The organism is Photobacterium sp. 53610 (assembly GCF_036409375.1).
In the GTDB taxonomy this organism is placed as follows: domain Bacteria; phylum Pseudomonadota; class Gammaproteobacteria; order Enterobacterales; family Vibrionaceae; genus Photobacterium.
In genome coordinates this window covers 716,807-729,719 of record NZ_JAXOFS010000002.1, presented here as the reverse complement: position 1 = coordinate 729,719, position 12,913 = coordinate 716,807, and the positions used below count along the sequence as shown (strand labels likewise).

General features: G+C 50.0%; 11 protein-coding genes. 10 read left to right on the top strand and 1 reads right to left on the bottom strand.

From position 1 onward, the window contains the following. Positions 1 to 273: 273 nt before the first annotated feature. The gene (locus SPK40_RS09930) at positions 274 to 768 is read right to left on the bottom strand and encodes a hypothetical protein (RefSeq protein WP_330960350.1); all 495 of its coding nucleotides are present in this window, start codon (positions 766 to 768) and stop codon (positions 274 to 276) included. Between the two features lie 744 nt (positions 769 to 1,512). Here SPK40_RS09930 and SPK40_RS09925 point away from each other — a divergent pair. From SPK40_RS09925 to SPK40_RS09880, 10 genes are all read left to right on the top strand, one after another. Continuing rightward, positions 1,513 to 2,310 carry an iron-containing redox enzyme family protein gene (locus SPK40_RS09925; protein ID WP_330960349.1) on the top strand — a complete coding sequence of 266 codons (798 nt, stop codon included), beginning with the start codon at positions 1,513 to 1,515 and terminating at the stop codon, positions 2,308 to 2,310. Continuing rightward, positions 2,303 to 3,580: a pyridoxal phosphate-dependent aminotransferase gene (locus tag SPK40_RS09920; RefSeq protein ID WP_330960348.1), complete on the top strand. Its 1,278-nt coding sequence runs from the start codon at positions 2,303 to 2,305 to the stop codon at positions 3,578 to 3,580. The genes SPK40_RS09925 and SPK40_RS09920 overlap by 8 nt, the downstream gene beginning before the upstream one ends. 61 nt (positions 3,581 to 3,641) lie before the next feature. Next, positions 3,642 to 5,384 carry an FAD/NAD(P)-binding protein gene (locus SPK40_RS09915; RefSeq protein WP_330960347.1) on the top strand — a complete coding sequence of 581 codons (1,743 nt, stop codon included), beginning with the start codon at positions 3,642 to 3,644 and terminating at the stop codon, positions 5,382 to 5,384. Between the two features lie 17 nt (positions 5,385 to 5,401). After that, positions 5,402 to 5,932, top strand: a complete 531-nt coding sequence (locus SPK40_RS09910) for a cupin domain-containing protein (RefSeq protein WP_330960346.1) — start codon at positions 5,402 to 5,404, stop codon at positions 5,930 to 5,932. Next, positions 5,932 to 6,675, top strand: coding sequence for a sulfite exporter TauE/SafE family protein (locus SPK40_RS09905; RefSeq protein WP_330960345.1), 744 nt, complete (start codon positions 5,932 to 5,934; stop codon positions 6,673 to 6,675). Before SPK40_RS09910 ends, SPK40_RS09905 begins: the two co-directional genes overlap by 1 nt. A 143-nt stretch (positions 6,676 to 6,818) precedes the next feature. Then, on the top strand, positions 6,819 to 8,834 hold the full coding sequence (locus tag SPK40_RS09900) for an alkaline phosphatase D family protein (RefSeq protein WP_330960344.1): 2,016 nt from the start codon (positions 6,819 to 6,821) through the stop codon (positions 8,832 to 8,834). A 170-nt stretch (positions 8,835 to 9,004) separates the two neighbouring features. Beyond that, positions 9,005 to 10,558 carry a long-chain-fatty-acid--CoA ligase gene (locus SPK40_RS09895; RefSeq protein ID WP_330960343.1) on the top strand — a complete coding sequence of 518 codons (1,554 nt, stop codon included), beginning with the start codon at positions 9,005 to 9,007 and terminating at the stop codon, positions 10,556 to 10,558. Between the two features lie 125 nt (positions 10,559 to 10,683). Then, positions 10,684 to 11,064 (top strand): STAS/SEC14 domain-containing protein, encoded by a 381-nt coding sequence (locus SPK40_RS09890; RefSeq protein ID WP_248141797.1) that lies wholly within the window; start codon positions 10,684 to 10,686, stop codon positions 11,062 to 11,064. A 122-nt stretch (positions 11,065 to 11,186) separates the two neighbouring features. Continuing rightward, on the top strand, positions 11,187 to 11,903 hold the full coding sequence (locus tag SPK40_RS09885) for a hypothetical protein (RefSeq protein WP_330960342.1): 717 nt from the start codon (positions 11,187 to 11,189) through the stop codon (positions 11,901 to 11,903). A 98-nt stretch (positions 11,904 to 12,001) separates the two neighbouring features. Continuing rightward, on the top strand, positions 12,002 to 12,880 hold the full coding sequence (locus SPK40_RS09880; protein WP_330960341.1) for a 6-carboxytetrahydropterin synthase: 879 nt from the start codon (positions 12,002 to 12,004) through the stop codon (positions 12,878 to 12,880). The last annotated feature ends 33 nt before the right edge of the window (positions 12,881 to 12,913 follow it).

Here is a 12,913-nt window from a genome sequence, read left to right as displayed (position 1 = left end):
TAAAAATAAAAATAAAAATAAAAATAAAAATAAAAATAAAAATAAAAATAAAAATGGCATAACTAGTGAGGTATTCAGGGTTTATATATTGGAATGCAGGAAGCACAAAATCTTATATACTGAAAAAACACATAATTATTGTAAGTTATGGGGCTGGTAATTGTTCTTAAGAGCTTCATTTCTTGGTGGGGTAAATATGAATTATAGGAAGAGTGAGTGAATTTTAAATATAAAACTGCGTCCTAAAAAAGACGCAGTTTATCTTGGCTTTTACTATTTTTCGGTTGATTCCAGAGCTGCTGATTCAGTACTCTCGTCTGATTCCGGCTCATCAGTTGCTTCAATTAAGCTGACATAGTAAACATCTTTGTCGTCTTCTTCTTTTTGTTCAATGCTTAACTTTAATCCTTCAGGAATATCTTCGTCGGTAATTTGAATCGCACTTTCGAGTGATGCAACGACACCGGTCTGATATTCTTGTAAAGCAGAATTGGTGACATAGTTTGCAATACCACAAATCAAAAATCCGACACTGGCAATTGGACCAGGGTAGGCTTGCAGTATCTGGATAAATGTCATTCCCTTATAGGCGTTGTAATATATCTCTCTTGGGCCAAAGAGAATGAATAGCACACCAACGATAGATATTCCCATACCAAGATACATGAGAAGTGAAGCGCCGCCCGAATCCGGCTCTTCCGGTAATGTAATTTTTACTTTAGAAGGCAAGTCATTGATCGTGACCTGATTGGGTGTTGTTATACTCATCGATATTAACCTTTGACGGATATTGTTTTTGTTCTAGCCAATGGAGGTTTTTTCCTCCATGCGCGTTGTTTCAGAGAAACACTTTAAAATAGGATGGTTATTATCACAATATGAGTTCATATCCGTTTTTTTATTAAATAAATTGTTTGAAGCAAGACCAAAAAAATGAAAGTCTTAATTCCCTGAAGTGGTAAGATAAATAATTGACCACTCATCGTGAACGTGTTTTTTCATTATCTTTTCTTTCAGATCATTGGCTGCATCTCGTGCAGTATTTGAATGTCTCTGTTCTGAAATTTCCGTAAGCACAGCCTATTTGATTTATTGTCACATTGTTTCGCATGCCCCTGCATACCTGCATACCTGCATACCTGCAATATCCGCATTTCTGAGGTTCGTTCATCAAGAGCGTTAGATGACATGATATTAATTTCTTTAATTTCAATTGCTTGTCTGTTATCTCCTTCTCGTTTGCTGCTGATGTTCGGTGAAGATTTTAACGGATAGTGATTGAACTCGGGGGGATTTGCAGTGTGTGTGAATTTTGAGCAGCCGCACAATTTCGCTGAGTTTGGGTTTGCCATTTTCATGGGATTATAAGAATTGTGATGCATATTAAACTAACTGCTCTTTGGTTGTGGTTAGTATCGTGTTGTTAGCATCTGATTATCAGTTTGTTAACGAAAAGAAATAAGAGGTTTATAGATAACAAGCCCGACTACTTGTGAAATCAAGGAGCAAACAATGTCAAGCGGAAGTCATCAACTGAGCGGGAAGCTGGATAGCTTTCTGACGGAGCTGGAAAATCACCCGATATTCGAAAATACCTATTTTAAGCATTTGGCAACGCATCCATGGACGCCTGCCACTTATGAATTATTCCGGGCCAATTTTTTTTACCGGACTGAACTGACTGTGAAAGGAATCGCCCATGTTTGTGCCCGCTCTGCGGCGGTAAACGATATGGATACGCTGATTTTGTTTTCGTACATTCTGGGTGAAGAGACCGGGATGGGGAATAAAGCCCACTGCCATGAAATATTTATGGAAAATGCCCTGAACCTGTTTGGCGCCCGGGAGTATAACCTGGAGCCCCTGAAAGTTCAGGATGCGAAAAACAGTCCCGATATTATTCCCGAAACGCTGGCCTATCGTGAACGGATTCAGGCACTGATTTCAGACAGCTATCCACGCATGCTGGGCGTTGTTATGGCTCTGGAAACACACGCTGACCGGATGCTGACGGCATTCAGGGAAGCTTTCCGTCTGAGCCGGACTCATCTTGATGAGGCGCAATATAAAAAAGAAGTTGAGGTGTATTTCAACGCGCACGTCGACAACGGCGTCGAAGAAAGACATGCCGCTGATGCGCGAAATTGTGTGCTGAATAACTGCCTGACGCAGAGCGATCTGAATGAAATCATTTACGGTGCAACCGAGATGTTTAAAGCACAGCAGTCGATGTGGCTGGCCATGTACCGGAAATCCGCAGAACTTGATGCGTTGCCTGTTTCATTTCAAGAGGAAAGTAGTTATGCCTGAGACCATTTTTTCAGACTCTGCAATGAAGTTACGTGAATCGGTGACACACGGAACCAAGGCAAAAATTGCTGCATTAAATGCCAATGCCCGTCCGGGTGAAGAAGTTATCGACCTCAGTATCGGGACGCTGGATGATCTGGCCGATGACCGTATCAATGAGGCAGTCATTCATTTTATTCAGAAACAGCCGCGGGCGATTCATGAATTTGCCCCTGTGACCGGGTTCGAGTTTCTGAGGAAATCGATCAGCGACCGTGTTTTCCGGCTCAGAGGGGTACGCTACTCCCCGGACAATGAAATTATGGTCACGCCGGGCGGCATTAAGGGTGCAATCACCGTGGTTTTTCACACGCTGCTGAACCCGGGAGATGAAGTGATTGTCCCGTTACCGAACTGGCCGCACTACGCCGATATGATTGATTTACACGGCGGCGTCATGAAAGGTGTGCTGGTCCGCGATTTTTATGACAAAGCGCTGAGTCCTGAAGTGCTTGATCAGGCCATCACGGAACGCACGAAAATGATCATTCTCGGGGATTGTCTGAACCCTTCCGGCAAAATATACAGCCGCGAGGATCTGAGTCATTTGTCAGCAGTGATTGCGCGGCACAATCTGCGTCGCGCAGAGCTGGGGCAGCCCCCGGTTCAGGTGTTGTTCGACTGTCCGTACGAATCTCATATTCTCGATGGCCCAGCCACAATTTCCGATATTACCGTGACGCTGGAAAACGGCGTGACGTATGCAATGAGGGAGTGCACAACGCTGGTCACCGGGCCCGGGAAGACGTATGGCATGCATGGTGATCGTGTCGGTTATATCTGCAGCCCGGCGGATAAGCTGGCCATGATGGCGAAAGTGCAGGTCAATCTGAACTCTTTTGCTGCGACCTATGCTCAGGTCGCCACACATGAGGCGATGCAGGAATATATGGATGAGGTTGCCATGGCCAGGGCGGTGAATTCCCGGATGAATCTTCAGGGATTTGTCGAAGCACTGAATGCAATTCCTCATGTTCACGTTCCTGTGCCGGAAGGCGGATTTTTCATCTTTGCTGATTTTTCCGGTTACGGCGAAAAGATAGAAAAACTGGGTTATGACAGCGCTGAGCAATTCCTTCTTGAGCGTGCCCGTGTGGCTTCGATCGGGGGACTTCACTTTGCTGAAAATGTACCTCAGTTGAAGCATTTCATTCGGTTGAATACGGGGCGATCTGAGTCGACGCTGCATTTAGCAGCAGAACGGATCAGGGATGCACTACTGAGCCTGTAGGTTCCGGCAGTTTCTCCCGGATGAATTGTTGCATCCGGGAGATGATTCAAAGAGGGAGATTATGTCTGAAGTCAATCCAACAAGGCTGTGCATTGTGGGGACCGGGTTTTCCGGCACGGCAGCTTTGTTTCATCTCGTGAATGCCCTGACCGCAGATCGGCGCCCTGTGCCATCCGTGGAAATTCTGACTATTGAGTCGCGTCAGGTGAATGGTCCCGGCTATCCATACGCACCGTACGAATTGTTACCCGGCCATCTCTGTAATAATCAGGCCCGGCAAATGTCGCTTGCCGGAGATGATTTTTATGACTGGCTGGGTGAGCATCGCCAGCGTCTGGCCGCAGAGTTTCCGGCTTTGATCCGGGAGACTCATCCGGTTGTCCCGCTGGATGCATGGGAACCGGATCCGGAAGGATTTTATCCCCGGGCGTTATTTGGGGTTTATCTGGAAGAGCGGTTCAGGGATACAGTCATGAAGGCCCGTCGTCATGGGATCCGGATTCAATCCTATAACGGCTATTGTGCAATCGATGGATACAGACAGTCAGAGCGGTTCAGTCTCGTGATTGAACGTGTGGATGATGGCAGCAGAGAAGTCATCACCGGGATCGACAAGCTGCTTCTTTCGACCGGTCACTGGGTGCCGCTGGATACTGAATCTGAAATGACTGCCGGGAATTTCCTTGACAGTCCTTATCCCGATTCAAAACTCCGGGCCAGCGTGGCGGCGTGGTCTGAAGCCGTCCGGGACAAAACCCTGACGTGTTTTGTCAAAGGGATGGGACCGAGCGGAATTGATGCCATTATGTCGCTGGCTGAATCCGGGACATTCCATTTTTCAGACAGCGGGCATATCACAGGCTATACCCCGTCGCCGGAAGAGGCTCAGATTCAGATTGTCGCGGGTAGCCGGTGCGGTTTTTTCCCTGCGGTTCGGGGCGCGTCGGTCGAGTATCAATTTCAGTATCTGACGGAAGAGACCTTCGGCGAGCTTGAACGGGTACTCGGTCAAAAATTAGGTCTGAATGATATTTTGTCGATGATTGATCAGGAACTGAGGGCGGCGACATCAGGTCAGATCGGCTGGCAGGATATTGTCGAACCGAAGTTTGAAAATGCCTTTGAAAAGCTCCGGTATGATGTGACCTGTCCGCATGAGAATAATCTGGTTCATACAATTCTTCTCAAAGCCCGCCGGATGAAATTCTATCGTCATCTGAATGCGTTTGAGAAAGAAATCTATGACCGGGAGCTGGACACGCACTTTATCCGGATTGCCGTACCGATTCCTTTACTGAACGCTGAAAAGTTGCTGGCTTTGTTTGAATCCGGAAAGCTGGAATCCGTAAAAATGGGCTACCAGATATCGGGTAATCCTGTGGCTCATGGTGGCCAGTATCAAGTCACCTTCACAGACGGAGACGCGGAGAGCACAAGGCTGGTTGATGCCGTAATTCGTGCATCCGGACAGGATTTCCGGTTGTCCCTGCATCCGTCCAGACTGGTGTCGGCGCTGGCTGAACGTGAAGAGCTGCTGGCAAATCGGGAAGGTCATTATTCGACCGGGGGGATTATGCTCGACAGCGATGAATCTTATGGCGTGATGTGCCGGGATCCGGAAACCGGCAGAGTGGTCCCGTCACCATGGATTGCTTCGTATGGCGTATTGACCCGTTACTGGCAGAATGAGCGGAATTTTTCAGCCGCGTTTGTTGAAGCGGCAATGTGGTTGTCAGAAGAATGGGCTGCCTATTGTGCCCGTCAATCGTCACCATTGGTCGCTGAGTCTGCCTGGCAGAACTAATTTAAGGAAATGCAGTCATGGAAATGAAAGAGTTTTATTATCAGGACGGTATTCGCGTCAGTCTGTTTAATCTGGATCATGAGGCGGTGCCGTATCATTTTCACCAGTCGGTCTCTGACATGATCTATTGCTCGAAAGGTACCATTCGTATTGAACTGCCTGAGCTCGAAAAGCTGTTTATTGTGCCTCAGGGAAAAGTGTTTCAGATCCCGGCTCAGGTAAAACACCGATTTGCCAATGGTGCCCCGGAGGGAGTGGCTAGCCGGTATGTACTGATGCAGCTCGGTCATTTTGATATCGAGTTCGTGAAAGATACCCGCGCCATGCAGGCGCTGCTGTCGGAAACGGGACCGCAAAACGGGGATGAAACGCCGGTATACATTGAGGACCGTAAAGCAGACATTCTGGCGCTGGCCGATCACTTTACACAGCACAAACCTGAGGTACTCACCGATGAGGAGAACCGGGATGTGGTGACGGCACTGAGATACTTTGCAGAGCAGGGCATTGCTGCGATTTACCCTCTGATGCCGGAAGAAATTGTTTGATGGAATATGACGTTACAACCATCGTAATCATCATGCTGGTCTTTGCATTTGCCGGCATGATCAAAGGTGTGGTGGGCCTCGGCCTGCCACCCGTTGTTCTGGGGTTACTGACGACGGTGATCGGGATTCATTCCGCAATGTCGATGGTGGCTTTACCCGCATTTCTGACCAACATCTATCAGGCTGTTACCGGACCACATGCCCGGTCGCTCAGCCGTGAACACTGGTTGTTTTTCCTGTCGGCTACGGTTTCAGTCGGAGCCGGGTGCTGGCTGGCGCTGATGATCGACACGGGCTACATGTCCCTTTGTTTAGGCATTTTGCTGAGTCTGTATGCTGTGACCGGGCTGCTGAATTTTCGCTTGTCTGTCCGGCCTCAGTGGCAGACGGCGTTTGGTGTGGCAATGGGCACCTGTAATGGCATCTTTACCGGCCTGACGGGATCTTCTGCCGTGCCCGGGGTGTTTTATCTGCAATCAGCTGGGCTGCCCAAAGAAAAACTGGTGCAGGCCATGGGGATTTTGTTCACCTTCTCTTCTGCAGGGCTGATGCTCGGACTATGGGTGCAAAATATACTGACACTCTCAGCCAGCGGTCTTTCTCTCGTCGCTTTACTGCCGGCGTTCGCGGGTATGGCTATTGGTGCAAAGGTGCGTCAGCGCTTATCTGTCCCTGTTTTTCAGCGGCTGTTTTTTATGTCCCTCTTTGTTCTGGGTGGATACATTATCCTCAACCACCTGTGACGTCTGGCGGTGTGTCGCCGGGAATCACCCGCTGCGCACCGCTTCACATGACCTGTCCCCGGCTTTGACAATCAATTTGCATCAGACGAAAGTGTATCGGTTACAATGCCTTCTGTTGTCCAGAGACAGATATTCGGGGATAGATGACAGTCAGCAATCAACATCAGAAAAAGACACAGCATTCGTCAAGCCTACCTGCTCAGGATGAGACTGAGTTGCCGCTGGTGCTCGCCGGTCCGGTATTGCGGCGATGTGATGCCCAGTCGGTCACGGTGTGGATGGTGACGACCTCAAGACTGGAAGGGCAGTTTGAGCTCTTTCATGCCACGGAGGAAAAAGCTTTTTTCCAGGCAGAACTGACAGCTGAACAACAGATTCAGGTCGGCCGTTCTGCCTGGATTGTGATGGCGCAATTTCTAGGTGAGTTCCCTGTCGATTGTGAACTGGCCTATGAAATCCAGACTCAGCAGGGGCCGGTGAGCACCCTGATCCCCGAACTGCTTTATCCCGGCGAGAAACGATTGTCGCTGATGATCAAATCCCGTGCGGATTATATCCAGCATGGTTCTTGCAGAAATCCGCATTTCCCCGGAAAAGACAGTCTGGTAGCTGCAGACAGTAAGGTGGCTTCGCTGGCTGTTTCGGAACGTCCGGCTTTGCTGATGATGAGCGGCGATCAAATTTATGCCGATCATGTTGCCGGGCCAACACTGGATGCGATCAGTCAGGTGATTGATCTGCTGGGTTTGCCCGACGAGCACTTTTCCGATGCGCCTTATGCATCCTTGTCTGAGCTGCGACACAGTGATTATCAGTTATACGGCCGTGATCAGGTTTTGCCTGTTCACGAAGAAACCGGACACTGGTTGTCAGATAGCCGTGGATTCAGCTGGCTGCCGAAACGCTGTCGTCCTGTTTTCAGTTCAACTGACTGTGAAAACCACCTGATTGGTCTGAGCGAATTTCTGGCGATGTATCTGCTGGTGTGGTCGCCGCAGGTCTGGCGGCTGGTGGATCACGGCAGGCTGGCACAAGAGGGTTTTCAGTGCGGCACGCAGGTGCTGGCTGAGAAATGGCAACAGCTCTGGCATCGGGAAAAGGCGGAAATTGACGGATTTATTTCAGGTCTGAATCAGGTACAGCGTCTGATGGCGCATATTCCCACTTATATGATTTTTGATGATCATGATGTCACGGATGACTGGAACCTGACGGTAGGCTGGGAGCAGGCTGTCTATCAGAATGCTTTTTCACGACGAATCATCGGCAACAGTCTGTTCGGGTACTGGTTGTGTCAGGGATGGGGGAATGACCCGTCCCGGTTTGACGAACGCTTTGCTGCCAAGGCCCGGGCATTTTTCTCGCAGCCCAGTGATGAGAACCATGAGGCGATGATCAGCCTCTTATACGAGTTTGAGCACTGGCATTACGAGATTGCGACGCAGCCTAAGATTCTGGTGCTGGACACACGCACCCGGCGCTGGCGGTCGGAATCGAAAATGAACAAACCTTCGGGTCTGATGGACTGGGAAGCCCTGACAGAAATGCAGCAGGCCCTGATGCACGAATCTGCGGTCATTATTGTTTCACCAGCCCCGATTTTTGGTGTGAAATTCATAGAAGCCCTGCAACGGCTCATGACCTGGCTTGGCAAGCCGCTGATGGTGGATGCGGAAAACTGGATGGCTCATCCGGGCGCGGCCAATACGCTGCTGAGTATTTTCACTCACACCAAAACACCGACCAATTTTGTGATCCTGTCGGGTGATGTTCACTATTCTTTTGCCTATGACATCAAATTGCGTTTTCGACGCAACAGCCCGCATATTTATCAGGTGACTGCCAGCGGTATCAAAAACACCTTTCCTGAACGATTGCTCCGATTTTGCGAGCGGATGGACCGGTTGCTATATACGCCCTCTTCACCGCTGAACTGGCTGACGAAGCGGAAGAGAATGAAGATCGAGAAGCGGGATCCGGATACGCCGGGACACGGACGTCTGGTGAACACCAGCTGTATTGGTGAGCTTTGGATTCACGAATCGGGACGACCGGAGCGGATCGCGATCCTGACCGCTGAAGGAGAGACGATCGGCTTTCCGCCGACCCGACAGGAGTCGAAGCGGCTCGCGAAAACGGAGAAGAAACTGAATTCCTGATCCTGACGATCAGGCGTAAAGTTGCGTTGGCTTCACAAGTTGTTAACAAAATCAAATCGCCTCGTTGACTTTGGTCGAACGTCCGATTAAATCTTTTGTATCAATTCCGGGTTGTGTCAACTGGCCCGACAATAAGATGGTTGTGTAGAGAACATCACAAGGAAAACACCATGCTGAATCTTGCCGCTGCACTACAACGAAATGCTGTTTCTCAACCTGATAAAATCGCCATTATTTGTGGCGAGACTCAGATCACTTACGCTCAGTTCAATGCCATTGCCAGTCAGATTGCCAACGGCCTGAAAGCCAAAGGCGTCCAGCCTGGGGATCGCATTGCGCTGAGTTGTCCGAACCTGCCATATTTTCCGCTGGTTTATTACGGGATTCAAAAAGCCGGTGCAGTGGTTGTACCGTTGAATGTTCTGCTGCGTGAGCGGGAAATTCAGTACCACCTGGAAGATGCACAGGCGAAATTCTATTTCTGTTTTGAAGGCACGGCAGAATTACCGATGGCGGATGCCGGGATTGCTGCTTTTCAGAAGGTTGGCGGCTGTGAACATATGGTGGTGATGACTGCGGATCAGTCGCAGCAGGAATACAAGGGCATGCCAACCCTGTTTGCGCTGATGAAAAATCAGTCCTCTGATGGTGACTGTGCATACCGCAGTGCCGAAGATACGGCGGTTATTCTGTATACCTCGGGGACCACCGGATTGCCGAAAGGCGCAGAGCTGACACAGAGCAACCAGTATATCAATGCGCTGGCAGCGCAAAATCTGATGCAGATGCGGGGGGACGATGTCCACCTGTTGACGCTGCCGTTGTTCCACACATTCGGTCAGACCGTCAATATGAATGCGCCGGTCAGTCTTGGTTGTACCCTGGTGATGGTGCCGAGATTTGATGCAGCACTGGTGCTTGAATTGATTGAACAGCATCGCGTGACCATCTTTGCCGGTGTACCGACGATGTATATCAGCCTGAATCTCTGCAAAGCCGAACACGATGTGTCCAGTCTGCGACTGGGAGTCAGCGGTGGTGCCTCCTTACCGGTCGAAGTGTTGCGGACGTTTGAGGGCAGGTTCGGCATTCCTGTACTTGAAGGATACGGATTGTCAGAAACCAGCCCGATTGCCAGTTTTAACCATCTGGATAAGCCCCGGTTGCCTGGTTCTGTGGGACAGCCGATTCAGGGCGTTGAGATTCGCGTGGTGGACGACAATGATCAGCCGGTGCCGCAGGGCGAGCCGGGTGAAATTATTATTCGTGGTCACAATGTCATGAAAGGTTATCTGAACCGTCCGGAAGAGAACGACAATGCGCTGCGTCATGGCTGGTTCCATTCAGGCGATATCGGACGTTTTGATGAACATGGCAACCTGTTTATTGTTGATCGTGTCAAAGACCTGATCATTCGTGGTGGGTTCAATGTGTATCCCCGCGAAATTGAAGAAGTGTTTATGACGCATCCGGATGTGGCGATGGTGGCTGTGATTGGTATTCCATCTCAGCAGTATGGGGAGGACGTGAAGGCCTATGTTGTTCTGAAGGAAGGGGCGATCATCACTGAGACTGAATTGCAGGTTTGGGGGAAAGCCCAGCTGGCAGCGTACAAATATCCGCGCCAGGTTGAAATCCGTCAGGCCCTGCCGATGAACGCCACGGGCAAAATCCTAAAAAAAGAACTGAAAGCAGAGCTGCGCAACGCAACCGAAACGGCGTAATTCTTTTGCTGCATTGTCGGGCCAGATGGCCCGGCAATTGATTCAAATCCCGTCATTTTTCCTGATGCCCGCTACACTTATCCTGATCTTTCACTTTCCTCAGCCGTCGGCAACAGGAGGCCCGTATGCAAACCACGCACGGTTTATTTTTTGAAGTAGACAGACATGACGATAATTTTTTCATGGAACTGAAAGCGGTAGGTAAATTGACTCACGAAGATTATGAGCAGATCACGCCACTGATTGATGAAGCCCTGGCGGGCGTCGAGCATCCGAAAGTGAATGTGTATTTTGATGGCTCGGAGTTTGAGGGCTGGGAGCTCAAAGCGGCGTGGGATGATCTGAAACTGGGCCTGAAACACGGCAAAAAATTTCACCGTATCGCTATTTATGGTGACAAGAAGTGGATTGATGTGATGGCGAAAGTCGGCAGCTGGTTTATTTCGGGGGAGGTGAAATGTTTCGATACCCCGGTGGATGCACTGGCCTGGTTGCGGGAGGATTAGAGTACCAGTGATGCTGCCTCTTGTTTTGACTCGGATTTTTGCTCGTCTGGAATTCAGGGACTTGCTATGATGCGGCAATACCGGGCAACGGTCCGGCGAGCCGTGATCTCAGGGAGGCAGCTTTGCAGTTTCTAACATCTTCTATTGTTCCTTTTGCGTCTGCGATGTTTGCAGGGTGTCTGTTCAGTGCCGGTGTGCAGGCTAATCTTGCACAGCCTGCGTCGGATGCAACGATGAGCAGTGCGGAACAGCAGGCTGACACCGTGCAGGCAGAAGACAGCCGGTATTTCTTTGGTTTGCGGGGCGGCGTGAGTCTGATGGGACTGACCGATAAAGCCACGGTGTCTGGTCAGACCGAAACCGCAAAAGATGCCGGCGGCAACGGATTTTGGGGTGTGGATTTTGGCTACTACACACCGGAAGGACGCAGTCGGATCTACTACAGCTTTGAACGGCATCACAGCGACAGCGACTTCTCGTCATCCGGCCTGAGTTATGAAAATCTGGCGAATCTCCATCTGCTGGCGACAGATTATTTCTTCTTATATCACAAAGACTTTTCACCTTATGTCGGCTTGCATTTAGGCTATGCCAGCGTGAAATCAAACTCGGATTATCAGAGTGACTATCATGTGAACGGGGTGATTTTCGGGATGCAGACCGGCCTGGCATGGCGGGTGTCTTCGGATATGACTTTGGAAGCCGGATTTCGTCACAGTATGCTGCCAAGTAAGATGAAAAACTGGCAGGGGCAAGACGATCAGGGCAATGCGATTACTTTTCAGTCGCAGCAACGTGGTGTCAGCTCCCTGTTTCTGGCGGCAAATTATCGCTACTGAGCATCGGATTTACGGAGCGGGTTTAGGTTTACTCCTCCGGCTGTCCGCGTATAATGCCCAGCTCCGTAAACGACTATCATTTCAGTAAGGACGTCAGCGTGAAGCTATTTGTCAGAGATCTCACCGTTATTGATGCCTCATACCTGTGCCCGTCCCGCGGCATGGTGGGCGACAGCTGGATACTGGATGTGGTGATGTCTGGCGAGCTGAATGAAATGAGCATGGTGCTGGATTTTGGCCGTGTGAAGAAGCAGATCAAAAAGCTGGTGGATGAATACGTGGATCACCGTTTGCTGGTGCCTGTGAACCATCCGTCTGTGCAGATTGCGGAAACAACCCCAGGTTATGCCACGGTTGATCTGCTGCGCGATGAGAAAAGTATTCACCTGCACTGTCCTGAAGAAGCATTCTGCTTAGTTGAAGCCGAAGCCATTACCATCGACACCGTGACCGAGCATCTTTACCAAGTGCTGGCCGGAGAGTTGCCGGATAATGTTCAGGGGCTGGAACTGGTGCTGCGTCATGAACAGATTGACGGTGCTTTCTATCATTACAGCCATGGTCTGAAAAAGCATGACGGCAACTGCCAGCGTATTGCGCACGGTCACCGCTCGCCGATTGAACTCTATGTTGACGGCAAGCGGGACAGCCAGCTGGAAGCCGACTGGGTGAAGCGCTGGACAGATATTTATCTGGGCACTGCGGAAGATCAGGTCAGCGTGACGGCACTGAACCTCAGCGAGCATGCTGCAGGTGCGACGGACGAGACGCACTATGGGTTCCGTTATACCGCGCCGCAAGGTCTGTTTGAACTGGCGATTGCCAAGAGCGAAACTGACATGATCCATACCGATACCACCATTGAACTGCTGGCGCATTTTATCGCGGCCGAAGTGAAACCGAAGCTGGGTGAAAACCAGCGTCTGGATGTTGTGGCTTATGAAGGTGTCGGAAAAGGCGCCATGGCGAGTCTGTAAACAAGCGACTTGAACAGTCGACGAGAAACACAT